This window comes from Kineococcus gurbantunggutensis (assembly GCF_050871925.1).
In the GTDB taxonomy this organism is placed as follows: Bacteria; Actinomycetota; Actinomycetes; order Actinomycetales; family Kineococcaceae; genus Kineococcus.
The window spans coordinates 1-23,704 of record NZ_JBJLSG010000077.1 but is presented as its reverse complement, the minus strand read 5'-3'; the positions used below and the strand labels follow the sequence as shown (position 1 = coordinate 23,704).

21 protein-coding genes are annotated in these 23,704 nt (G+C 75.4%); 10 read left to right on the top strand and 11 right to left on the bottom strand.

From position 1 onward, the window contains the following. Positions 1-118 precede the first annotated feature (118 nt). The gene (locus ACRYR7_RS14860; protein ID WP_432572881.1) at positions 119-1,342 is read right to left on the bottom strand and encodes an ROK family transcriptional regulator; all 1,224 of its coding nucleotides are present in this window, start codon (positions 1,340-1,342) and stop codon (positions 119-121) included. Between the two features lie 224 nt (positions 1,343-1,566). Between ACRYR7_RS14860 and ACRYR7_RS14855 the strand changes: the two genes are divergently transcribed. The 7 genes from ACRYR7_RS14855 to ACRYR7_RS14825 are packed head-to-tail and all read left to right on the top strand — an operon-like array spanning position 1,567 to position 10,455. Beyond that, positions 1,567-3,300, top strand: a complete 1,734-nt coding sequence (locus ACRYR7_RS14855; protein WP_432572880.1) for an ABC transporter substrate-binding protein — start codon at positions 1,567-1,569, stop codon at positions 3,298-3,300. Positions 3,301-3,304: 4 nt separating this feature from the next. Further along, positions 3,305-4,291, top strand: coding sequence for an ABC transporter permease (locus tag ACRYR7_RS14850; RefSeq protein ID WP_432572879.1), 987 nt, complete (start codon positions 3,305-3,307; stop codon positions 4,289-4,291). Between the two features lie 23 nt (positions 4,292-4,314). Continuing rightward, positions 4,315-5,289 carry an ABC transporter permease gene (locus ACRYR7_RS14845; protein ID WP_432572878.1) on the top strand — a complete coding sequence of 325 codons (975 nt, stop codon included), beginning with the start codon at positions 4,315-4,317 and terminating at the stop codon, positions 5,287-5,289. Further along, positions 5,286-6,152, top strand: a complete 867-nt coding sequence (locus ACRYR7_RS14840) for an ABC transporter ATP-binding protein (protein ID WP_432572877.1) — start codon at positions 5,286-5,288, stop codon at positions 6,150-6,152. The genes ACRYR7_RS14845 and ACRYR7_RS14840 overlap by 4 nt, the downstream gene beginning before the upstream one ends. After that, positions 6,149-7,084, top strand: coding sequence for an ABC transporter ATP-binding protein (locus tag ACRYR7_RS14835; RefSeq protein ID WP_432572876.1), 936 nt, complete (start codon positions 6,149-6,151; stop codon positions 7,082-7,084). Before ACRYR7_RS14840 ends, ACRYR7_RS14835 begins: the two co-directional genes overlap by 4 nt. 15 nt (positions 7,085-7,099) lie before the next feature. Next, positions 7,100-9,586, top strand: a complete 2,487-nt coding sequence (locus ACRYR7_RS14830; RefSeq protein ID WP_432572875.1) for a glycoside hydrolase family 2 protein — start codon at positions 7,100-7,102, stop codon at positions 9,584-9,586. After that, entirely contained in the window at positions 9,583-10,455 is an 873-nt protein-coding gene (locus tag ACRYR7_RS14825; protein ID WP_432572874.1) for a LacI family DNA-binding transcriptional regulator, read from the top strand. Before ACRYR7_RS14830 ends, ACRYR7_RS14825 begins: the two co-directional genes overlap by 4 nt. Positions 10,456-10,506: 51 nt before the next feature. Here ACRYR7_RS14825 and ACRYR7_RS14820 read toward each other — a convergent pair whose 3' ends face one another. From ACRYR7_RS14820 to ACRYR7_RS14805, 4 genes are read right to left on the bottom strand one after another with little or no spacing between them, the layout of a single operon-like run. Further along, entirely contained in the window at positions 10,507-11,439 is a 933-nt protein-coding gene (locus ACRYR7_RS14820; protein ID WP_432572884.1) for an aldo/keto reductase, read from the bottom strand. A 2-nt stretch (positions 11,440-11,441) separates the two neighbouring features. After that, entirely contained in the window at positions 11,442-12,302 is an 861-nt protein-coding gene (locus ACRYR7_RS14815; protein WP_432572873.1) for an aldo/keto reductase, read from the bottom strand. A 53-nt stretch (positions 12,303-12,355) separates the two neighbouring features. Then, on the bottom strand, positions 12,356-14,137 hold the full coding sequence (locus ACRYR7_RS14810; RefSeq protein WP_432572872.1) for a putative bifunctional diguanylate cyclase/phosphodiesterase: 1,782 nt from the start codon (positions 14,135-14,137) through the stop codon (positions 12,356-12,358). After that, complete coding sequence (locus tag ACRYR7_RS14805) at positions 14,134-15,000, bottom strand: alpha/beta fold hydrolase (protein WP_432572871.1); 867 nt, start codon at positions 14,998-15,000, stop codon at positions 14,134-14,136. The genes ACRYR7_RS14810 and ACRYR7_RS14805 overlap by 4 nt, the downstream gene beginning before the upstream one ends. A 338-nt stretch (positions 15,001-15,338) precedes the next feature. On the opposite strand from ACRYR7_RS14805, the gene ACRYR7_RS14800 reads away from it, so the two are divergent. Further along, on the top strand, positions 15,339-15,605 hold the full coding sequence (locus tag ACRYR7_RS14800; RefSeq protein WP_432572870.1) for a hypothetical protein: 267 nt from the start codon (positions 15,339-15,341) through the stop codon (positions 15,603-15,605). 44 nt (positions 15,606-15,649) lie between these two features. After that, complete coding sequence (locus ACRYR7_RS14795) at positions 15,650-16,699, top strand: right-handed parallel beta-helix repeat-containing protein (RefSeq protein WP_432572869.1); 1,050 nt, start codon at positions 15,650-15,652, stop codon at positions 16,697-16,699. A 19-nt stretch (positions 16,700-16,718) separates the two neighbouring features. On the opposite strand, the gene ACRYR7_RS14790 is transcribed toward ACRYR7_RS14795, so the two are convergent. The 6 genes from ACRYR7_RS14790 to ACRYR7_RS14765 form a co-directional block, all read right to left on the bottom strand. Further along, positions 16,719-17,867 (bottom strand): NAD(P)/FAD-dependent oxidoreductase, encoded by a 1,149-nt coding sequence (locus ACRYR7_RS14790; protein WP_432572868.1) that lies wholly within the window; start codon positions 17,865-17,867, stop codon positions 16,719-16,721. A gap of 47 nt (positions 17,868-17,914) precedes the next feature. After that, on the bottom strand, positions 17,915-18,628 hold the full coding sequence (locus ACRYR7_RS14785) for an amino acid ABC transporter ATP-binding protein (RefSeq protein WP_432572883.1): 714 nt from the start codon (positions 18,626-18,628) through the stop codon (positions 17,915-17,917). A 74-nt stretch (positions 18,629-18,702) separates the two neighbouring features. After that, complete coding sequence (locus ACRYR7_RS14780; protein WP_432572882.1) at positions 18,703-19,434, bottom strand: amino acid ABC transporter permease; 732 nt, start codon at positions 19,432-19,434, stop codon at positions 18,703-18,705. A 61-nt stretch (positions 19,435-19,495) separates the two neighbouring features. Continuing rightward, entirely contained in the window at positions 19,496-20,389 is an 894-nt protein-coding gene (locus ACRYR7_RS14775; RefSeq protein WP_432572867.1) for an ABC transporter substrate-binding protein, read from the bottom strand. Positions 20,390-20,429: 40 nt separating this feature from the next. Continuing rightward, complete coding sequence (locus tag ACRYR7_RS14770; protein WP_432572866.1) at positions 20,430-21,455, bottom strand: SIS domain-containing protein; 1,026 nt, start codon at positions 21,453-21,455, stop codon at positions 20,430-20,432. Positions 21,456-21,483: 28 nt separating this feature from the next. Continuing rightward, positions 21,484-22,344: a PfkB family carbohydrate kinase gene (locus tag ACRYR7_RS14765; protein WP_432572865.1), complete on the bottom strand. Its 861-nt coding sequence runs from the start codon at positions 22,342-22,344 to the stop codon at positions 21,484-21,486. Between the two features lie 198 nt (positions 22,345-22,542). Here ACRYR7_RS14765 and ACRYR7_RS14760 point away from each other — a divergent pair, with 198 nt between their 5' ends. Further along, entirely contained in the window at positions 22,543-23,625 is a 1,083-nt protein-coding gene (locus ACRYR7_RS14760; protein ID WP_432572864.1) for a LacI family DNA-binding transcriptional regulator, read from the top strand. Positions 23,626-23,704: the final 79 nt, after the last annotated feature.

Below are 23,704 nucleotides of genomic sequence, written 5' to 3'. Positions count from 1 at the left end.
CCCCCCCCCACCCCCCGGGCGCGGCCCCCGGCCGCCCCACCCGCCGCGCGCCCCCGCAGGGGGAGAAGGGGGGAGGTCGCCGCGGGGACGAGGGGTGGATCAGCGCGGGGGGAGGGGCTCAGCGGGTCAGGCGCTCCTGGAGCAGGAGGGCGGCGGCGCCGACGGCGGGGGCGGTGGCCGCGGCGGTGGAGACGGTGACGGTGACCGGGCGCCCCCACACCCGCGAGCCGGCCGCGCCGAAGCGCTCGGTGATCGCGCGCCCATAGATCGCCGAGGCGGCGGCGAAGCCGGGGCCGGTCAGGACGAGCAGGTCCACGTCCAGGAGGTTCACCAGCGTCTCGGCGGCGGCGGCGACGTGGTGGGCGGAGTCCTGCAGCAGGGCGCGGCAGCCGGGGCCGCCGGTGCGCGCGGCGCGCGCGACCGCGGAGAAGTCGGTGAGCACGGAGCGGCGGGTGGAGGCCTCCAGGCCGGCCTCGGCGCGGGCGGCGGGGTCGGCCAGCGCGCGGCGCACGACGGTCTCGGGCCCGGCGACGGCCTCCAGGCAGCCGCGCCCGCCGCACCCGCACGGCGGGCCGTCGACCTGCACGCACACGTGCCCGAACTCCCCGGCGTGCCCGCGCTCGCCGCGGTGGGCGCTGCCGGCCAGGACCAGCCCGGCGCCCAGCCCGGCGCCCATGTACAGGGCGGCGAAGGAGCGCGCGGCGTCCACGCGGGCCACCCAGTACTCGCCGACGGCGGCGGCGGTGGCGTCGTTCTCCACGAGCACCGGCCAGCCGCTGAGGCGCTGCAGGTGCTCGCGCAGCAGGTCCCCGTCCACGGGGGCGCTGCCGGGGGCCGCCTCGCGCCCGGTGCGCCGCAGCAGCCCGTCGCGCGGGCCGCCCCACACCAGGCCGATGCCCAGGCAGGTGGAGCGCTGCTCGCCGGCCTTGTCGATGAGCCGGTCCACGTCGCCGGCCAGGCGGGCGGCGAGGTCCTCGGCGGTGACCCTGCCGGTGATCCGGCGGGTCAGGCGGGCCAGCACCCCGCCGGTCTGGCTGGTGAGGACGTAGGTGACGGCGGTGGTGCTCAGGTCGATGCCGACGGCGGTGCGCCCGCCGGGGTCGAGCTGGAGCAGGGTGCGGGGCTTGCCGGCGGTGGGGGTGCGGCCCACCTCGACGACCACGCCCTCCTGCAGCAGCCGGCGCACGGTGGTGGAGACGGAGGCCTCGGTGAGGCCGGTGAGGGCGGCGAGCTCGACGCGGCTGACCGGGCCGGCCGAGCGCAGGGCGTCCATGAGCCGTTCGCGGGCACCCGCCCGGCCCGGGCGCCGGGCCGTCTCGAGGCGACCGTCGAGCGAGGTCATGACGACTCCTCAGGTTGGGGGTGCGACCGCGCCGCCCAGGGTGGACCGGGGAACTGTACCCAGCCGGGGCGGCGCGCAGCAGAGCCTTGACGCTCCTTAATCAAGTTGGTTAAGTATGCCGCCTGACGGGCTGCGCTGGACCCCGGGCACCGATGGCGGTGGACGGGGAGCGGTCCGGCACTCGCACCGCCGCGAGCTGCGGCCAGCAGACCGAGGACTCCGCCATGAACCTCTGGACCAGTGCACCCGCCCGAACCCCCGGCGCCCGCCGGCCGCGACGCCTGTCCCGCCTCGTGGTCGCGGGAGCGGCCGCGCTGACCCTGCTCGCCACCGGCTGCTCCGGCGGCGCCGAGGGCAGCGGCGGTGGCGGCGACAGCGCCTCCACCCTCATCGCCTACACCGGTCAGGCCGGGGACTACCAGGTCAACTTCAACCCGTACTCGCCCTCGGACATCGGCGGCTCGGGGCTGATCTTCGAGCCGATGTTCTTCATCAACAAGACCGCCGCCGACGCCGAGCCCAAGCCCCTGCTGGGCACCGAGTACGCCTGGAACGACACCGGCACCGAGTTGGCCGTCACCCTGCGCGAGGGGGCCACCTGGTCCGACGGCGAGCCCTTCACCGCCGACGACGTGGTGTTCACCTTCCAGATGCTGCTGGACCACCCCGGGCTGAACGGCACCGGTTTCGACGGGGCCGTGACCAAGGTCGACGACACCCACGTCACCTTCACCTGGCCGGAGCCGGCCTACACCTCCGGGCCCGACGTGCTCAGCTCCATCGTCATCGTCCCCGAGCACCTCTGGAAGGACATCGACCCCGAGGCCGACGTCCTGGAGGAGCCGGTGGGCACCGGCGCCTACGTCCTGAGCGACTTCAAGGGCCAGGCGTTCACCATGGCCGCCAACCCCGAGTACTGGGGCGGGGCGCCGAAGGTCTCCACGGTGCGGTTCCTGGCCCTGTCCGGCAACCAGGCCGGTGCCGACGCCATCGCCGCCGGCACGATCGACTGGCAGACCGGGCCCATCCCGGACATGGCCAACACGAACAAGAACTTCCCGAACTACGACACCGGTTCCGTCGCGCAGAACCAGATGGTCCTGGGCACCTGCGCGAACGCCGCCCTGGGCTGCGAGGGCCCGCAGACCGACCCGGCCGTGCGCCAGGCCCTCTTCCACGCCATCGACCGCACCCAGCTGAACAAGCTCGCCTTCCAGGACACCGCCGCCGAGATCTCCCCCTCCATGGCGCTGACCAGCACCCAGGCGGACACCATCTCCGCGCAGGTCCAGCCGAGGGTGGCGCCGATGACCGCCCAGCCGCAGGAGGCCGCGCGCCTGCTCGAGGCCGCCGGCTGGGTCAAGGGCGCCGACGGCATCTACGCCAAGGGCGGGGAGAAGCTCTCGCTGACCATCGAGGTCGTCACCGGCTGGACCGACTACATCACCGCCATCCAGACCATCGCCGCGCAGGCCAAGGCCGCCGGCATCCAGGTCGAGGCGGCGCAGTCGTCCTGGAACGAGTGGACCGACAAGCGCTTCAAGGGGAACTTCGAGCTCGCCATCGACTCGCTGTGGCAGGGCCCGGCCCCCGACCCGTTCTACCTCTACAGCTACTTCTACGACGGCCGCATGACCGCGCCCGTGGGCACCAAGGCCAACGGCAACAACTGGTCGCGCTTCTCCGACCCGGCCGTCGACGCCGCCCTGGACGCCCTGCAGAAGCTCTCCCCGGAGGACACCGCCGGCCGGCAGGCGCAGTTCGACGTCATCCAGACGGCCCTGGCGACCCAGATGCCGTACATCCCGGTGATGACCGGCTCGAACACCAGCGTGTGGAACACCGCGAAGTTCTCCGGCTGGCCCGTGGACGGCGAGCAGTACGCCTTCCCCGCGGTGTGGTCCGACTTCGACGCCGCGGAGATCCTCAAGACGCTGACCCCCAAGGCCGCGGGCTGACACCGTGAACTACCTGCTGCGCAAGCTCGGCTTCTACGCGGTGGCCTTCTGGGCCGCGCTGACGCTGAACTTCGTCATCCCGCGGCTGCTGCCCGGCGACCCCGTGGACATCCTGCTGGCCAAGCTCAGCCAGCGGGGCGCGGTGGTGACCCCGGAGACCCGCAAGGCGTACGCCACCCTGCTCGGCGGCGACACCGACGCCTCCCTGCCCTCCCAGTACCTCACCTACCTGGGCAACATCTTCGAGGGCGACCTGGGCACGTCCATCAGCTACTTCCCCGCCCCCGTCACCGAGGTGATCGGCGCCTCGATGCCGTGGACGGTCGCCCTCATCGGCATCGCCACCGTCATCGCCGCGCTGCTCGGCGTCGTGCTCGGCGCCCTGGTGGGCTGGAAGCCGGGGACCTGGCTGGACTCCATGGTCCCGGCGACCACCCTGCTGGCGGCCGTGCCGTACTTCTGGCTCTCCCTGGTCCTGGTGTACGTGCTGTCCCGGCTGCTGAACCTCTTTCCCTCCCAGGGCGGCTACGACGTCGTGCTGGACCCGGGGTGGAACGCGGAGTTCATCGGCTCGGCGCTGTACTACGGGTTCCTGCCGGCGCTGACGATCGTGCTGGCCTCCGTCGGCGGCTGGCTGCTGGGGATGCGCAACATGATGGTCTCCACGCTGTCGGAGGACTACGTCCTCACCGCCCGCGCCAAGGGCCTGCCCGCGCGCTGGGTGCTGCGCGACTACGCCGCGCGCAACGCCGCCCTGCCCTCCATCGCCGGCTTCGCGATCTCGCTGGCGTTCGTGGTGTCCGGCTCGGTGGTCACCGAGCAGGTGTTCTCCTACCCGGGCATCGGCTCGCGGCTGCTGGCGGCCGTGACGAACAACGACTACGCGCTCATGCAGGGCGTCTTCCTCTTCATCACCCTCGCCGTCCTGGGCGCCAACCTCGTGGTCGACCTGCTGTACGGCCTCATCGACCCGCGCACCCGCGCCCGGTGAACACCGGTGGGAACGGAGCACAGATGACCGACACCCAGTCCGCCCCGGCGACGGGCCCGGCGCCGGCGGCGCGGCCCGCGCCGCGGCCGGCCCCGGCCCCGGCGTGGCGGGCGCTGCTGCCGACCATGACCCCCTGGCTGGCCGTCGGGCTCGTCCTCGTCGCCGGCATCTGCCTGTTCGGGCTGATCGGCCCGCTGCTGGTGGGCGACCCCGACACCATCCGCGACGTCGGCCTGCAACCGCCCTCGGGCGAGCTGTGGCTGGGCACCACCCAGACCGGGCAGGACGTCCTGGCCCAGCTCGCCCACGCCACCCGCGGCTCGCTGCAGATCGGCTTCCTCGTCGGCGTCCTGGCCACGGTGCTCTCGGCGTTCTTCGGCATCTACGGCGCCTACGTCGGCGGGGTGGCCGACGAGGCGTTCTCCCTGCTGACCAACGTGTTCCTGGTGATCCCCGGCCTGCCGCTGGTCATCGTCATCTCCGGGTTCGTGCCCCGCGAGAGCCGCGGGCTGTGGACGATCGCGGTGGTGCTGGCCCTGACGAGCTGGGCCGCCTCGGCGCGGGTGCTGCGCGCGCAGACGCTGTCGGTGCGCAACCGCGAGTACGTCGCCGCCTCCAAGCTGTCCGGGGAGCGCTCCTGGCGGGTCATCGTCGTGGAGATCCTGCCGAACCTGCTGCCCGTGCTGGCCTCGCAGTTCGTCTTCGCCGTCATCGCCGCCGTCCTGGGCGAGGCCGGGCTGTCCTTCCTGGGCCTGGGCGCCTCCGGCTCGGCGACCCTGGGCACGATGCTCTTCTACGCCCAGAACGGCTTCGCCCTGCCGCTGGGCGCCTGGTGGTGGTTCGCCCCGCCGGGCCTGCTCATCGCGCTGCTGGGCACCGGGCTGTCCCTGGTGAACTTCTCCATCGACGAGATCGTCAACCCCAAGCTCAAGAACGTCCGGACGCACCGCCGCCGGGCCAGGACGGCGGCGCGGGCCGCCCGCAAGGAGGAGCGGTGAGGACCGACGCGACCACCCGTGAGCCGGTGCTGAGCATCCGCGACGTCACGGTCGTCTACGAGACCGAGTCCCCCGTCACCGCCGTGCGGCGGGCGTCCTTCGACCTGCACCGCGGGGAGGTCCTGGGCCTGGCGGGGGAGTCCGGGTGCGGCAAGACGACGCTGGCCTACGCGGTCAACCGCCTGCACCAGCCGCCGGCGCGCATCGCCTCCGGCTCGGTCGTCTTCCACGACCGCTCCGGCACCGACGTCGACGTGCTGGCCCTGGACGACGAGGCGCTGCGCGCCTTCCGCTGGTCGAAGCTGTCGATGGTCTTCCAGGGCGCGATGAACGCCCTGAACCCCGTGCGCACGGTCGGCGCCCAGCTCGACGACACCCTGCGCGCGCACGACCGCTCCCTGGACCGCCGCCGGCGCCGGGAGCGCGCCGCGGAGGTCCTGCAGCGGGTGGGCGTGGACCCCGGCCGGGCCCGCTCGTACCCGCACGAGCTGTCCGGCGGCATGCGCCAGCGCGTGATGATCGCCATGGCGATGCTCCTGGAGCCCCAGGTGATGATCATGGACGAGCCGACGACCGCGCTCGACGTCGTCGTCCAGCGCGACATCCTGCGCGAGATCGTGCGCCTGCGCGACGAGATGGACTTCGCCGTCGTCTTCATCACCCACGACCTGCCCCTGCTGCTGGAGATCAGCGACCGCATCGCCGTCATGCTGCGCGGGGAGGTCGTCGAGCTGGACACCGCCGAGGCCCTGTACCGCGGCGCGCAGCACCCCTACACCCGCAAGCTGCTCGGCTCCTTCCCCAGCCTGTCGGGGGAGCGGGGCTCGTTCATCCGCACCGGCGTCGAGGAGGGGGCCGCGTGACCAGCGTCTCGGTGACCAACCTGACCAAGGAGTACTCCCTGCGCGAGGGCCTGCGCCGGCGCACGCTGCGGGCGGTGGACCGCGTCAGCTTCGACCTGCTGCCGCGGCGCACCGTGGCGCTGGTGGGGGAGTCCGGCTCGGGCAAGTCCACCATCGCCAAGCTGCTCACCCGCCTGGAGAGGCCCACCTCCGGATCGGTGGACGTCACCCTGGCCGACGGCACGCCCGTGCACGGCTCGATGTACCGCCGGCAGGTGCAGATGGTCTTCCAGGACCCCTTCGCCTCGCTGAACCCCTTCCACTCCGTGGAGCACCACGTCGCGCGCCCGCTGCTGCTGCACCGGCGCACCAGCGGCGCGGCGCAGACCCGCGAGCGCGTGCTGGAGATGCTGGAGCGGGTCAACCTCACCCCCGCCGACGTCGTCGCCGCCCGCCGCCCGCACGAGCTGTCCGGCGGGCAGCGCCAGCGCGTGGCCATCGCCCGCGCCCTGGCGCCCGGCGCCGGGGTCCTGATCGCCGACGAGCCCGTCTCCATGCTCGACGTGTCCATCCGCCTGGGCGTGCTGAACCTGCTGGCGCGCCTGCAGCGCGAGGAGGACCTGGCCGTGCTCTACATCACCCACGACCTGGCCACCGCCCGGCACTTCTCCGACGAGATCCTCGTGCTCTACCGCGGGCGCGTCGTCGAGCGCGGCCCCGCCGACGCCGTCATCCTCGACCCGCACCACGACTACACCAGGCTGCTGGCCCTGGCCGCGCCCGACCCCGAGCGCCTGGGCAAGGTCGTCTCCGGCGAGGGCGCGCCCGACCGCTCCACCATCGACAACAGCGTCTGCTACGACCACCACCTCGGTGCGTGGGTCGACATCGACACCGCCGCCGACACCGCCGCCCGGCGCGGCGGGGCACCGCGCGCCGCCGCCGGCGCCTGAGGGAAGGACCGACCCGTGATCGTGCGCAACCTGCACCACGGCTGGACGCTGCACCCCGCCGGCGGTGACCTGGCGCCGGCCGTGCGGGCCGCGGCCGAGGCCGGCCCGCTGAGCGCGACCGTGCCCGGCACCGTGCACACCGACCTGCTGGACGCCGGCCTGATCCCCGACCCCTACGCCGGGCTGGGCGAGCAGGAGCTGGCCTGGCTGCACCGCACCTGCTGGGACTACCGGCTGCGCTTCGAGGCCGAACCCCTGACCCCTGGCGAGCGCGCCGACCTGGAGTTCGCCGGCCTGGACACCGTGGCCGCGATCGAGCTCAACGGCGCCGAGCTGGGCCGCACCGCCAACATGCACCGCCGGCACCGCTTCGACGTCACCGCCGCGCTGCGCGCCGGCGCCAACGACCTGCAGGTGCGCTTCACCTCCGCGCTGGAGCACGCCGAGTCGGTGGAGAAGGACATCGGCGCGCGCCCGCGCGCCTACGACCACCCCTTCAACGCCGTGCGCAAGATGGCGTGCAGCTTCGGCTGGGACTGGGGCCCGGACCTGCAGACCGCCGGGATCTGGCGGCCGGTGGAGCTGCGGCGCTGGCGCACCGCCCGCCTGACCTCCGTGCGGCCGCTGGCCACCCTGGAGGGCAGCACCGGGCGGCTGCGCGTGCACGTGGACCTGGAGCGCTCCGGCCTGGAGGAGGCCGGCGAGCTGCAGGTGCGCGTGCGCCTGAGCGGCCTGCCCGCTCGCGAGGACCTCACCGCCACCGCCACCGCCGCCCCGGGCACCGGCGCCGTCGTGCTCGCCCTCGACGTGCCGGACGCCCCCGTCTGGTGGCCGCGCGGGCACGGCGAGCAGCCCCTCGTGGGCGTCGAGGTCGAGCTGCGCGCCGGCGAGGACGTCCTGGACACCTCCCGGCACCGCACGGCGTTCCGCTCGGTGCGCCTGGACACCGCGCCCGACGAGCACGGGACCCCCGCCGTCCTGCTCGTCAACGAGGTGCCCGTGTTCGTGCGCGGGGTGAACTGGATCCCCGAGGACCACCTGCTGACCCGCCTGGACCGCACCCGCTACGCCGCGGCGATCGCCCACGCCGTGGACGCCAACGTCAACCTGCTGCGGGTGTGGGGCGGGGGCATCTACGAGTCCGACGACTTCTACGACCTGTGCGACGAGCAGGGCCTGCTGGTGTGGCAGGACTTCCTGCTGGCCTGCGCCGCCTACGCCGAGGAGGAGCCCCTGGCCTCCGAGGTGGAGGCCGAGGCCCGCGACAACGTCGCCCGCCTGTGCGCCCACCCCTCCCTGGTCGTCTGGAACGGCGGCAACGAGAACCTCTGGGGCCACGAGGACTGGGGCTGGAAGGAGGAGCTGGGCGGCTCCACCTGGGGGCTGCGCTACTACGAGGAGGTCTTCCCCGCCGTCCTGGCCGAGCTGGACCCCACCCGCGCCTACTGCGCCGGCAGCCCCTACAGTCCCGGTGCCGCGGGCGTGCACCCCAACGACCCCGACCACGGCACCCACCACGTGTGGGACGTGTGGAACTCGCTGGACTGGCGGGCCTACGGCGATCGCGTGCCGCGGTTCTGCTCCGAGTTCGGCTGGCAGGCCCCGCCCGCGCGCGCCACGCTGGAGGAGCTGCTCGAGCCGGAGCAGCGCTCCACGACCTCGCCGGTGTTCCTGGCCCACCAGAAGGCCGCCGACGGCAACGGCAAGCTCGAGCGCGGCATGGCCCCGCACACCGGCGTCCCGGCCGGTTTCGAGGACTGGACCTGGGCGGCGCAGCTGAACCAGGCGCGGGCGGTGACGTTCGCGATCGAGCACTTCCGCTCCTGGTGGCCGCGCACCGCCGGCAGCGTCTACTGGCAGCTCAACGACTGCTGGCCGGTGACCTCCTGGGCCGTCGTCGACGGCGCCGGGCGGCGCAAACCCGCCTTCCACGCCCTGCGCCACGCCTACGCCCCCCGGCTGCTGACGGTGCAGCCGCGCGAGGGGCGGGCGCACCTGCTGCTGGTCAACGACACCGGGCAGGAGTGGCGCGCCCGGGCCCTGGCCCGGCGCACCGCGCTGGAGGGGCGGGTGCTGCACGAGGAAGCCCTCGACGTCGTCGTCGCCGCGCGCTCGGTGGCCGCCGTGGAGCTGCCCGCCGCGCTCACCGAGCCCGGCGACCCCGGCGCGGAGGTGCTCGTCGTGGACGCCGGCGACCTGCGCACCGTGCACGCCTTCGCCGAGGACCGCGACCTGGCGTGGGACCCGGACCCGCTGCGCGCCAGCGTCACCGCGGTGCCCGGCGGCTACGCGGTGCGGGTGCGCGCCGGCGCCGTCGCGCGCGACGTGACGCTGCTGGCCGACGCCGTGGCGCCCGACGCCACCGTCGACGACGGCCTGGTCACCCTGCTGGCCGGGGAGTCGCGCACGTTCCGCGTGCGCACCTCCGCCGTCGTGGACGTCGAGGAGCTCACCGGCCCCTCGGTGCTGCGCACCGCCAACGCCTTCGGGCGCTCGCGGTGAGCGCCGCCGCCGGGCGGGAGCCGGGGATCGTCGGCCTGGTGGTGCCCGGCCCGGCCCGGCGCATCGGCGTGGAGCCCTACTTCGTCGAGCTCGTCGACGGCATCGAGGAGGTCCTGCACCCGCGCGGCTTCGGCGTCATGGTCCTGGCCGCGGAGGACCTGCCGCAGGAGCTGGCGGCCTACCGCCGCTGGAGCCGCGACGCGGAGGTCGACGCCGTCGTGGTCGTGGACGTCGTCGAGGACGACGTGCGCCCGCTGGCGCTGGAGGACCTGCGCCTGCCGTACGTGCTGGCCGCCCACGTCGACAGCCCCTTCGCGTGCAGCAGCGAGGTCGCCGACGACGCCGTGCGCACCCGCGCCGCGGTGGAGTTCCTCACCGGCCTGGGCCACCGCCACCTCGGGCACGTGTGCGGGCCCCCGCACCTGGTGCACACCCAGGAGCGGCGCGCGGAGCTGCGGCGAAGCGCCCGCGAGCTGGACCTGCTCGTCTCCACCGAGGCCGCCGACTACACCGCCGCCGCCGGCCGGCGGGCCGTCGCGGCGCTGCTGCAGCGCCCCGAGCCGCCCACCGCGGTCGTCTTCGACAACGACGTGATGGCCGTGGCGGCGCTGGAGCACCTGGTCGCGCTCGGGCGCGCGGTGCCCGAGGAGGTCAGCCTGCTCTCGATGGACGACTCGCCGCTGTGCGAGCTGTCCGTGCCGCCGGTGTCGGCGATGAGCGTGGACGTGCACCACCGCGGCCGCCGGCTGGGGGCCTCCGTGCTCAGCGTGCTGGGCGGCGGCGACGCCCGCCAGCCGCCCATCACCCCCTCGCACGTCGTCGACCGGGGCACCACGACCGCGCCCGCGGCGTGCCGCGCGGGGGTCTGAACCGCGAGCGGGGCCGCCCGGCCGGACCGCCGGCGGCCCCGCCCGCACGCCTCACGGCACGGTGTACCCCGCGGCCCGGAACAGCTCGTACCACTCCGCCCGCGTCAGCGGCAGGTCCGAGCCCTGCGCCGCCCCGGCGACCCGTTCGGGGTTCGTCGTGCCCAGCACCACCTGCATGCCCGCGGGGTGGCGGGTGATCCACGCGGTGGCGATCGCGATCGGCGGCACCCCGTACTGCTGCGCGAGGCGGTCCACGACCGCGTTGAGCTCGGCGTACTCGGGGTTGCCCAGGAACACCCCGGTGAAGAACCCGGCCTGGAACGGCGACCACGCCTGCACCGTGACGTCGTTCAGGCGGCAGTAGTCCAGGACCCCGTTGTCGCGCGAGACCGACTGGTCCAGCGCCTGCATGTTCGAGGCCACTCCGTGCGCGATGAGCGGGGCGTGCGTGATGGACAGCTGCAGCTGGTTCGCCACCAGCGGCTGGCGCACCGAGCGCTTGAGCAGCTCGATCTGCCCGGGCGTGTGGTTCGAGACGCCGAACGCGCGCACCTTGCCCGCCGCGTGCAGCTCGTCGAACGCGCGCGCCACCTCGTCGGGCTCCACGAGCGCGTCGGGGCGGTGCAGCAGCAGCACGTCGATGCGGTCGGTGCGCAGCGCCTCCAGCGAGGCGTCCACCGACTGCACGACGTGCTCGTACGAGAAGTCGAAGTACGGCCCGTCGGGCACGATGCCGCACTTGGTCTGGATCGTCACCGCGTCGCGCTCGGAGGGGCTCATCGGCACCGCCTCGGCCCAGCGCCGCTCGCAGCGGTGCAGCTCCTGCCCGTACACGTCGGCGTGGTCGACGAAGGTGATGCCGGCCTCGCGCGCGGTGCTCCACAGCTCGCGGACCGCCTCGTCGCTCATGTCGGCGATGCGCATCAGGCCCAGGACGACGTTGGGGACCTGCAGGCCGCTGGTGCCCAGGGGGACGGTGCGCACGCTCACGCCTCCGACAGGGTCGAGACCTCGTCCGCGCTGAGCACCAGCTCCGCGGCGCGCGCGGAGTCGGTGGTGCTGCGCGGCTGCGAGGCGCCGGGGATCGGGACCACGACCGGGGCCAGGGCCAGCTCCCACGCCAGCGCCACCTGCTGCACGCTCACACCGTGCGCGTCGGCCACGCGCTGGAACGCGGCGTGCTCGCTGCCGAGGTCGGCGGCGCCGCCGATGCCGCCCAGCGGGCTCCACGGCAGGAACGCGATCCCCAGGCGCGCGCAGTGCTCCAGCTCGCCCAGGCTGGAGCGGAAACCGGGGGAGAACTGGTTCTGCACGGAGACCAGGCGCCCGCCGAGGACCTCGTTGGCCTCGTCGATCTGCGCGACGTCGGCGTTGGAGATCCCGGCCATCTGGACCACGCCCTCGTCGAGCAGCTCGCGCAGCGCGCCGACGGACTCCGCGTAGGGCACGTCCGGGTCGGGGCGGTGGAACTGGTACAGCCCGATCGCCTCCACGCCCAGGCGCTTGGCGGACGCCTTCGCGGCCTCCTTCAGGTGCTCGGGGCGGCCGTCCTGGGTCCAGGAGCCGTCCCCGGGGCGCAGGTGGCCGCCCTTGGTGGCCACGAGGACCTGCGAGGAGTCCCCGCCCCAGGAGCGCAGGGCGCGCGCGACGAGCTCCTCGTTGTGGCCGACGTCGTCGGCGTGCAGGTGGTAGGCGTCGGCGGTGTCGATGAGGGTGATGCCCGCGTCGAGGGCGGCGTGGACCGTGGCGATCGACCGCTCCTCGTCGGGGCGGCCCTCGATGGACATGGGCATCGCGCCCAGGCCGATGGCCGAGACGGTGCGGGGACCGAGGCTGCGCTGCTGCATGCGGGTGACGCTAGGCGCCCCGGGCCCCGCCCGCCTCCCGGTGCGCCGGTGGATCAGCGCGCGCGCACCCACTCCGCGAACGCCTCCACGGGCAGCGGGCGCGAGTACAGGTACCCCTGCGCGAAGTCGCAGCCCATGCCCGTCAGCGCTTCGCGCTGCTGCTCGGTCTCCACGCCCTCGGCGACCGCGCGCACCCCCACCGCGTGGGCGAGCTGCACGCAGGTGCGCACGATCGCGGCGTCGCCGTCGCTGACGCCCAGGCCCGTGACGAACGAGCGGTCGATCTTCAGCTCGTCCACGGGGAAGCGCTGCAGGTACGTCAGGCTCGCGTAGCCGGTGCCGAAGTCGTCCACGGCGATGCCGATGCCCAGCCCCTTCAGCGCCGTCAGCGCCGCCTCGGCCGCCGCCGGGTCGGTCACCAGCGCCGTCTCGGTGACCTCCAGCACCAGCAGGTGCGGGGCCAGCCCGTGGCGGGTCAGCGCGCCCGTCACCGCGGCCACCAGGCCGGGGTCGGTGAGCTGGCGGGTGGAGAGGTTCACCGCCACCTCCAGGGTGGGGTGCTGCGGGTCGCGCGCCCAGCGGGCGGCCTGCTCGACCGCGCCGTCCAGCACCCGCGCGCCCAGCTCGCGCACCAGCCCCGAGCGCTCGGCCAGGTCGATGAACTCCGCCGGCGGCAGCAGCCCGCGCTCGGGGTGCTGCCAGCGCACCAGCGCCTCGGCGCCGCTGACGGTGCCGTCGCGCAGGCCGATGCGCGGCTGGTAGTGCAGGCGCAGCTCGCCGTCGGCGATGCCGCGGCGCAGCTCCCCCAGCAGCCGCAGCCGGTCCACGGCCGCGTCGGTGCGCGCGGGGTCGTGGACCTCCACGCGGTTGCGGCCGCGGGCCTTGGCCCGCTGCATCGCCGCGCCGGCGTCGTGCAGCGCCCGCTCCGCCGAGCCCCCGCGCGCCGCGGCGACGGCGGCGCCGATGCTCGCGGAGGTGACGACCTCCAGGCCCTCCAGCACGACGGGGGCGCTGAGGGCCTCCAGCAGCCGCTCGGCCAGGGCGCGGGCCTCGTCGGCGTCCTCGCACCCGTCCACGACCGCGAACTCGTCCGCGGACAGGCGCGCCACCGCCGCGCCCTCGCGCACCGCCGCGCGCAGGCGCCCGGCCACCGTCAGCAGCAGCTCGTCGCCGGCGGCCTCGCCCAGGCTCTCGTTGACGACGTTGAAGTGGTCCAGGTCCACCACCAGCACGCCCACGCGCCGCCCGCCCCCGGCCGCGCCGGAGCCCAGGTGGGCGCTCAGCCCGGCGCGGTTGGGCAGCCCGGTCAGCGCGTCCGTCAGCGCCGAGCGGCGCGCGTGCGCCTCCGCGGCCGCGCGGCGCTCCTCCGACTCCTCCACCCGGTGCAGCGCGGCGATCAGCTCGCGCTCGTGGGCGCGCCGCTCCGGGGCGCTGAAGACGACGAGGCGCACCTCGGCCTCCGCGCCCCCGCGCCCCGGCGCGCGGGTGGCGGTGACCAGGACCGGGCGGCGCGTGCGGTCGGCGGCGACGACCTCGAGCACCACCTCGCTCACCCCGCCGTCGGTGGCCAGCCGCGGCGCGCAGCTCGTGGTCCACAGGATCCGGTCGCCCACCGGCAGCAGGCGCGCGAACGCCGTGCCCAGCAGGTCCTCGCGCCGGTGCCCGGACCAGGTGAGGAACGTGTCGTTGACGCGGGTCAGGCGCCCGTCGTCGGTGGTCGTCAGGTAGCCGCACGGGGCGTGCTGGAACAGCGCCTCGAACCCGCCGTCCGCCTCGAACCCGCTGTCCGCCTCGGGCGCCGGGGAGGGCGCGGGGGAGCCGTCCAGGGCCGTCACGGCTGCGGGACCGGGGCGGCCCGGTCGGCGGGGTGGGCGAGGTGGGCCAGGACCGCGGCCGCCGTCTCCTCCGGCGCGCTGACGTGCGGGCAGTGGCCCGTGGCGCGCAGCGGCACCAGCGTCGCGCGCGGCAGGCGCCGCACGACCTCGCGGACCGCGGTGTCGGGGGCCAGGGCGTCGTCGCGGCACTGCAGCACGGCCACCGGGACCTGCACGCGGGTCAGCAGCTCGCGCGAGTCCGCCAGGAACGTCGCCCGCGCGAAGCAGCGCGCCGTGGCCGGGTCCAGCCGGCGGAAGGAACCGGTGAACTCCTCGCCCAGCTCCGGGCGCTCGGGGTTCCCCATGATCATCGGGGCGACGGAGGCGGTCCACGACAGGTAGTTGTGGTCCAGGGAGGCGAGCAGCTCCTCGACGTCCTCGGCGGAGAAACCGCCGTCGTAGCCGTCCGCGGGGTCGTCCGTGTAGCGCGCCGACGGCGCCAGCATGACGATCCGCGCGAACCTGCCCGGGGCCAGCAGCGCGGCGCGCGCGGCGATCACCGAGCTGACGCTGTGGGCGACGACGGCCACGTCGCGCAGGTCCAGCTCCTCGCACACCGCGACCACGTCCTGCGCGTACCCGTCGAGCGTGGAGTACCGCTCGCGGTCGTAGGCGCTCGCGTCGAAGCGGCCGGCGCCGGCCTGGTCCATGAGGACCACGCGGTGCCCCTCGGTGAGCGCGGGCAGCACCCGGTCCCACGCGGACTGGTCCGAGCCGAACCCGTGCACGAGCAGCACCGCGGGACCGTCGGCGCGGCCCAGCACGCGCACGTGGTGGCGGGTCGTCGCGGGCGCCGGGCTCGCAGCGGTGGGGAGACGGCTCACGCCGAGGGTCCTTCCACGGGGGTCGTTCCGGCACAGGGTTGGGCCGCTGCGGCAGGTGTCGGCAGGAGCGCCGCCGGCCTTGAGCGCCGGGCCCGCGCGGCGCTCCGGACGCGCTCCGGACGGGCCCCGGACGGGCCCCGGACGGGCTCCGGACGGGGAAGAGAGCACCGCGGCGCGGTGTTGGAAGAGGTGACGGCGCCGCACGTGCCCCGGGCTCCACCCCCGTCGCCGCGAGCGACCACCGTGCCGACAGGCGCAGGCGCGGCGCCGCCACCCACCCCTCCCCGGACCGGCCCCCCGGCCGGGCCCACCCCACCCCACCCAGCCAGGAGGCAGACGTGAAGGGCGATCGCGTGGAGGTCGTCGTCGACGCCGGCGGCGACACCCGCACCTACGAGGTCGAGGCGACCCGCGCGGGCCGCCGCGTCGACGTCGCGCACGGGCGCGGCCTGGTCGAGGTCACCGAGGTCACGCGCGGCGGCACCCCGGTGCGCACGGCCCGGTTCATGGCCGGGCGCGTCATCGCGCTCGTCGAGCACCCCGCGCCGCGGCACGTCGCCGAGGACGACGACGAGACGGTGACGCCGCTGCGCGTCACCGCGTGACCGCACCCGCGCCCCGCCCCCGCGACCGGCACCGGTCGCGGGGGTTGCGCGCGTCCGGGCCCCGCGCGGCCCGGTTCCGCGCGGCCCGGTTCCGCGCGTCCAGGCCCCGGGCGGTCGCGGCGTTCGCGGTCCTGGCCCTGGGCGCGTCGGCCGCCGCGGCCGCGGCCGGGCCCCCCGCCCGGCGGCTGAGCTGCGGGGAGGTCATCACCGCCGACGTGCGCCTGGCCGCGGACCTGGAGTGCTCCGGGACCCGCGGCCTCGTCGTGCGCGCCGACGGGGTCGACGTCGACCTCGGCGGCCACCGCGTCACCGGCCCCCGGCTCACCACGGACCTGCCCTCCGACAGCTACGGGATCTCCGTGGAGGCCCACGACGTGACGGTGCGCGACGGCCGCGTCGCCGGCTGGGACGTGGGCGTGCGGGTGGGCGTGGAGGAGCGCTGGAGCCCGCGCGACCCCGGCACCGCCACCCGGCAGGGCGCCCCCGGCAGCGCGGTGCTGCGCGACCTGCGCCTGGAGCTGGACGGCTCGGGCGCGCTGGTCGGCGTCGAGGGCGCCGCGCTGCTCACCGGGTCGGTGCTGCGCGGCAACAACACCGGCGCCGCCGTCGCCGGGCGCCTGGTCGTCACCCGCTCCACCGTCGAGGGGAACTTCACGGGCCTGGGCGTCGAGGGCGGCGGCGACGCGCCCTCCCTGGCGGTGCGCGCCAGCCGGCTGGAGCACAACGACATCGCGCTGCTGTGCCGGCGCCCGGGGCTGCTCGTGGAGCAGAGCGAGCTCACCGGCAACGACACCGGCCTGCTCGCGGACGGCTGCTCGCCGTGGACGGTGCGGGAGTCGCGCTTCGAGGCGAACGGCCGGCACCTGTGGCTGGACGGCTCCGGTCCCGGCACCCTCGCCTGCACGGTGCTCACCGAGCCGGGTCCCGGCTCGGGGTCCCGGCTCGGGTCCGGTCCCCGCTCCACCGGCCCGGGCGGGCCAGAGGGCGTCGAGGTGGCACCCTGCGCGCCGCGCCCGGTGCCGCCGCTGGCCCCCGGCGTGCCCGCCGGCGGGGTCGGGACCGGCGCCCCGCCCCCCGCCGTCCCGACCCCCTGAGGCGCGCCCCCTGAGGGCGTCAGGAGCCGGCGGTGGCGAAGCGCTGCGGGCGGAACGGCTCCAGCAGCGGCACCCGCTCGCCCAGCACCTCCCGGGCGGTGAACTCGCCCAGGACCAGCCCGAGGGTCGCGCCGCTGTGGGTGAACAGCACGTGCAGGCCCACCACCTCCGGCAGCGCACCGGCCACCGGTTCGCCGTCACCGGGGATCGGCTTGCGGCCCACGCCCCGGCGCGCCACCTCCAGGCGCGGGTTGCCGGCCAGGACCCTGGACGCCTCCGCGAGCAGCCCCTCGACGGTGGAGCCGCGCACCTCGTACTCGCCCTCGGCGTGCACCACGACCTCCTCCTCCGACCAGCCGGAGTCCAGCACGAACGTGCCGCGCGGAGTGGGGCGGAGCGCCACGCGCGGGGTGTTCAGCACCGCGCGCAGCGGGTGCTCCAGGGGCCGGGTCTCCAGCAGCAGCGAGACCGGGGAGGAGTCGGGCACGTGCACGCCCAGCCCGGCCAGGTCGCGCGGCACCCCCGGGCCGGTGGCCAGCACCACGGCGTCGGCGGGGAAGGTGCGCCCGGAGGCCGTCCGCACACCGGTGGCGCGCCCGCCGGTGACGAGCGGCACGGCGCGGCCGGTGCCGGTGTGCACCTCGCCGCCGGCGGCGCGCAGCTGCCCCAGCAGCGCGTCCACCAGCAGCGGCAGGTCCACCCAGCCCTCGCCGGGGTTGAAGACCGCACCCTCCTGCGCGATCGCCGCCGCGTCCACGCCCGGCGTCCACGCGGCCACCTCGCCGGGGGAGAGCCACACCGAGTCGTACCCGATCGAGAGCTCGTGCGCGTGCCGCTCCTTGTGGCTCTCGCCCGGCCCCGCCCAGGTCAGGCCGCCGTCGAAGCGGACGCGGTCGCCCAAGCCCGTGCGGGCGAGGAACGTGCGGTAGCGGTCGATGCCCACGGTGCGCAGCAGGTGGTAGGCGTCGGTGCGCGCGCCGGCGGAGTTCAGCCACGACAGCGAGCGGCCGCTGGCGCCGGAGGCGACCTCCGCCTCGGTGACCAGGTCGACGCGGGCGCCGGCGCGGGCCAGGTGCGCCGCGGTGGAGGCGCCCAGCACGCCGCCGCCGACGACGACGACGCGCGGGGCCCCGGCGCGGGGGGCGGGGACGGGGAAGGCGGTGCTCACGGGATCTCCAGGGGTGCGGTGCGGGTGGGGGTCGCAGGACGGGGCGGTCACAGGACCTGCGACAGGAAGCGCTGCAGCCGCTCGCTGCGCGGCGCCTCGAACAGCTGCGCGGGCGGGCCCGCTTCCACGACCCGGCCGGTGTCCATGAACACCACCTGGTCGGCGACGCGGCGGGCGAAGCCCATCTCGTGGGTGACGACGACCATCGTCATGCCCTGCCGGCCGAGCCCGGCCATGAGGTCCAGCACGCCCTTGACCAGCTCGGGGTCCAGCGCGGAGGTGACCTCGTCGAAGAGCATCACCTCCGGTTCCAGCGCCAGCGCGCGGGCGATCGCCACGCGCTGCTGCTGCCCGCCGGACAGGTCGCGGGGGCGGTGGTCGGCGCGCTCGGCCAGGCCGACCTCGGCCAGGCGCTCGCGGGCGGTGCGCAGCGCCTGCGCCCGGGGGACCTTCTTCACCGTGCGCAGCGCCAGGGCGACGTTCTCCTCGGCGGTGTGGTCGGGGAAGAGGTTGAAGTGCTGGAACACCATCCCGACCCGGCGGCGCAGCGCGTCCGGGGCGACCGTCAGCGCGCTCTGCCCGCCGATGAGCACGTCACCGCCCGCCGGCTCGTGCAGGCGGTTCACGCCGCGCAGCAGGGTGGACTTGCCCGACCCGGACGGGCCGATGACGCAGGTGGTGCTGCCCGGGGCGACGGTCAGGTCGACGCCGCGCACGACCTCCACGGGCCCGTACGCCAGGCGCAGGCCGCGCAGCTCCAGGCTGGACCCGGCGTAGTGGCCGGAACCGGGGGAGGTGGTCGGGGCGGTGGTCGGGGCGGTGGCGGTGGTCCTGGTCACGAGGCGCTCCCTCGGGTGCCGGCGAGCTCGGCGACCTCGTCGAGGCCGCTGCGCGGTGCGGTGGTGGGACGGCGGCGGCCGGTGCGGAACCGCTCGTCGACGACGTTCACCAGGTGCGTCAGCGGCACCGTGATGATCAGGTAGAACACCCCGGCGAGCACGAGGGGGGAGAGGTTGCCGGACAGGACGGCGGCGTCCTGCCCGACGCGGAACAGCTCGCGCTCGCTGGTGAGCAGGCCGAGGAAGTACACCAGCGAGGAGTCCTTGACGATGGCGATGAACTGGTTCACCAGCGCCGGCAGGACCCGCCGCACGCCCTGCGGGACGACGACCAGGCGCATCGCCGTGCCGTAGCTCATGCCCAGCGCCCGGCACGCCTCCAGCTGGCCCCTGTCCACGGCCAGGATGCCGGCGCGGAAGATCTCCCCGAGGTAGGCGCTGGAGATCAGCGCCAGCGCGAGGATCCCCAGCGGGTACGGCGAGGGCCCGAAGAGCTCGCGGCTGAACTGGCTGAACCCCTGCCCGATGAGCAGGATCGTCACGATCGCCGGCAGGCCGCGGAAGACGTCGGTGTAGACGCGGGCGGGCACCCGCAGCCAGCGCGACCGGGAGATCCCCATGATCGCCAGCACCATCGCCAGGACGGTGCCGGTGACGGTGGCCGCGATCGAGATGACCAGGGTGTTCCTCAGCCCCGTCGTCAGCATCTGCGGCAGGACCTCGAGCATCGCGCCGGTGTCGAGGAAGGTGCGGGTGAGGTTGTCGAACCAGGTCACGGCGGCGCTCCCCTCAGCTCGTCGCGGTGGGCGAGGACGACGCCGAGGGCGAGGACGAGGACGTGCGCTCGGCGCTGGGCAGGTACTGCTCGGGCATCGGCGAGCCGGGGAACCACTCCTGGTACAGGGCCTTCCAGGTGCCGTCCTCCATGGCCGCGCGCAGCGCGGAGTCCAGCTCCTCCTTCAGCGCCGCGTTGCCCTTCGCCACGGCGAAACCGGCGGGGGCGTCGAAGGAGGGGATGTCCTCGGCGTCCACGAGGCCGAACTGCTCGACGTAGCCCTTGGCGGCCTCGTAGTCCAGGAAGTGCGCGTCCACGCTGCCGCTGTTCAGGCCCGACACGGCGGTGTTGTTGTCCGGGAAGCGCACCAGCTCGGCGCCGGTGAAGTTCTTCACCGCGTACGCCTCCTGCAGGGTTCCCTGCACGACGCCCAGGCGCGCACCGCCCAGGTCGTCGGCGGAGGCGATGCCGCTGTCCGGCGTCGTCAGGACGGTCAGGTAGCCGGCGAGGTATCCCTCGGAGAAGTCGACGGTCTCCTGGCGCTCGGGGGTGATGCCGATGGCGGCGACGCCCACGTCGAACTGGCCGTTGGCCACGGCCGGCAGCAGGGCCGCGAAGTCCTGCCCGACGAAGGTGACGTCCTGCACGCCGATGCGCCGGGCGACGTCGCGGAACAGCTCCACGTCGAACCCGGTGAACTCCCCGGAGGCGTCGGTGAAGGCGTACGGGCGGATGTCGCCGACGCTGGCCACGCGGATCGACCCGGGTTCGAGGAGGCCGAGGGGGTTCTCGGCGGTGGCCGCGGCGTCGCTGCCGCCGCCGCACGCGCTCGCGGTCAGCGCGGCGGTGGCGGCGAGGGCGGCGGCGAGCACGGAGCGGCGGCCGGGACGGCTGGTCGGGACGCGCATGGTCAGCAACCGTTCTGTCGGGGTGGCGGGCGGGGGCGGGTCAGGAGGTGATGGCGTAGTCGACGGTCCACATGTAGCGGCGCCCGGCCAGGGCGTAGCCGCGCTGGGCGGCGTAGTGCGCGGCCAGGCGGGCGACGAGCGCGGCGACCACGAGGGGGGCGACGAAGGAGCGCTGCTCCGCGGCGACGCTGGGCATCTCCAGGTCGCGGGTGTCCAGGTAGCAGGTGGGCCCGGAGTAGGTGTCCAGGAAGGTGCGCACGCGCTCGCCCATGGGGCGGGTGGCGTCCTCGCCCAGGAACACGATGGTGCGGGTGGTGGAGTCGATCACCTCGAACGGGCCCTGGAAGAACTCGTCGGCGTTGATCGTCGTGGCGTGCATCCACTGCATCTCCTGCAGGTAGCAGGAGGTGAGCACCGAGGCCGGGCCGAACAGCGGGCCGGAGGCCAGCACGTGGGTGACGGGCACGTCCTTCATGACGGAGACGACCTCGGCGGCGCGCTGCTCGAAGGCGTGCACGGTCTTCTCCAGCGCGCCCGGCAGCGCGCGCAGCGCCTCCAGGCGGGCGGTGACGTCCTGCCCCTCGCGCTCCAGGAGGGCCAGCGCGAGGAACTGCAGCAGCACCTGGTTCGCGTCGCCGGAGCCGCCGACGAACGCGGTGCCCGCGGCGCGGGCGACGGGGCTGTCCCCCTTCAGCGTCACCGCGGCCACGGCCGCGCCGCGGGAGACGGCCCAGCGCGCGGCGCGCACCGTCTCGGGCGTCTCGCCGGTGCCGGAGAGCAGGATCACCACGGCGCCGGGCCCGACGCCCGGCGGGGCGCGGAAGAAGAACTCGTCGGAGTTCACGGCGCTCGCGGGCACGCGCGCCCCCGTGTCGAGCACGTACTGGGCGGCCTGCACGTTCAGGTACGAGCCGCCCGCGCCGACCAGGAACACGCGGGTGGTCCCCGGCAGGGCGGCGACCCAGCGCCGCACGTCCTGCCACTGCTCCAGGACGGCCTCCAGCGGGCCGGCGAGGTCGGGGACCTCGGCCACGGGCTGCGGGCCGAGGTAGGTGCCGTCGGTCACGTCGTTCTCCTCCAGGGGTTCGCGGTGCTCAGACGCCGGCGGTCGCCAGCGGGTCGGGGGCCGGGTGCCCGAAGGCGCCCGGCCGGGAACAGGTGCGCGCGGCGGCGCGGGCCGCGGCGCGCAGGGCGGCGGCGGGGTCGGTGCCGCGCAGCAGGCCGACGAGGACGGTGGCGGTGAACGCGTCCCCGGCGCCGAGGGTGTCCACCAGGTCCACCGGTGCGGCGGGCACCCGCCAGGTGCCGGTGCCGTCGGTCAGGACGGCGCCGGCGGCGCCGCGGGTGAGCAGCACCCAGCGCGCGCCGGCGCCGAGCGCGGCGTGGGCGAGGTCGCCGGCGGTGTCCTCGTCCAGGTGGCCGGTGGAGAACGTGGCCAGCCACGCCAGCGGCGCCACGCGGCGCACGCGGTCGAGGTCGCCGTCCTGGGCGAAGTCGTAGCTGAGGCGGCTGGCGGCGGCGAACGCGGCCAGCCAGGCGTCCAGGCCGCTGGAGCGGCCGACGTGCACGGCGTCGAAACCCGCCGCGTGCGCCAGGTCGCCGGCGTCGGGGGTGAACCGCGAGACGCCGGGGTCGGAGGAGGCGAAGCGCCGGTCGCCGCCGACGACCTCGACCACGCAGTGCGCGGTGCGCCCGGGCACCACGCGCAGCCGGTCGGTGCGCACGCCCTCGGCGGCCAGCGCCGCGCGCAGCAGGTCCCCGGCCGCGTCGGGGGCCACGGCGCCGAGGTAGGCGGCCTCGGCCCCGGCGCGGGCGGCGGCGACGGCGGTGTTCACGCAGTTGCCGCCGGGGTAGCACAGACCGGTGGCGGGGTAGCGGTCCACGACGTTGTCCCCGGCGGCGAGCACGCGCGGCACGTCGCGGGGTCGGGCGGGCAGGTCGTGCACGGGGTTCACGAGGTGTCCTCCCGTCGGGGGCGGTGTTCCTGCGGAGAGCGGGACCGTGGATTGAGACCGGTCTCACCCTCTACGCTGAGACCGGTCTCAACGCCTGGTGACGACGCTAGGCCACGGTGTCGAGCCGGGTCAACGGGGAACTGTTTCCGAGCTGTAACGAAGTGTTCCCGCCGCGTTCGGCGGGGACCGAGGAGGACGATGACCGACACCGGTGGGCGCGCCCGCCGCGCGACCGTGACCGACGTCGCCCGCCGCGCCGGGGTCGCCAAGGCGACCGCCGCGCGGGCCCTGGGCGGCTACGGCGCCGTCAGCGAGGACGTGCGCGAACGCGTCCTGGCCGCCGCGGAGGACCTCGGCTACCGCCCCAACGAGCTGGCGCGCAGCATCAGCACCGGCCGCTCGCGCACCGTCGGGGTGGTCGTCGGCGACATCGAGAACGACTACTTCGCCCTGGCCGTGCGCGGGATCTCCGACACCGCCGCGCGCGCCGGCTACGACGTCGTCCTGGTCAACACCGGCGAGGCCGTCGAGGCCGAGCGCAAGGGCGTGCGGCTGCTGCTCGACAAGCAGGTCGACGGGCTGATCGTCTCGCCGGCGTCCTCGCAGCACGTGGAGCACCTGCGCGAGGTGGGCGAGCAGGGGCGCCCGCTGGTGCTGCTGGACCGCCGCCTGCCCGGCTTCGAGGCCCCCTCGGTGGACGTCGACATCGCCACCGCCACCCGCGCCGCCACCGAGCTGCTGCTCGACCTGGGCCACCGGCGGATCACCTACCTGACCGCGCTGGCCGACCCCGGGGTGCCCTGGAGCCGCGAGCTGGTCGTGGCGAGCTCCCCCGTCGCCGACCGCGTCAGCGGCATCGTCGCCGCCTTCGACGCGCGCGAGCTGGCGGTCGGCGCGTCCCTGGTGCGCTTCGGCGCCGCCTCGGACCGGGCCACCCGCGCCGCCGTCGAGGAGCTGCTGCGCGGCGCCGGCGCGCCCACCGCGCTCATCGCCTCGGACGGGCGCATCGCCCTGGGCGTGCTGCAGGCCCTGCAGGACCTCGGCGTGAAGGTGCCGCGCGACCTGTCGCTGGTGACGATCGACGACTTCGCGTGGACGCGCGTGGTGGACCCGCCGCTGACCGCGGTGCGCCAGCCGATCTACGACGTCGGGGTCGCCGCGGCCGACACGCTCGTGCGGCTGCTGCGCGGCGCCGCCGTGCCGGTGCGCCCGCCGTTGGTGGCCGACCTGGTCGTGCGCTCCTCCACCGCCGCGCCCCGGCGCCGCCGCGCTGCCCTCTGACGCCCCGGCACCACCGCCCTCCCTGCGGTGATCGGGAAACCCCCCTGCGGTGATCAAGGAAGTGGCAACTTCCTTGATC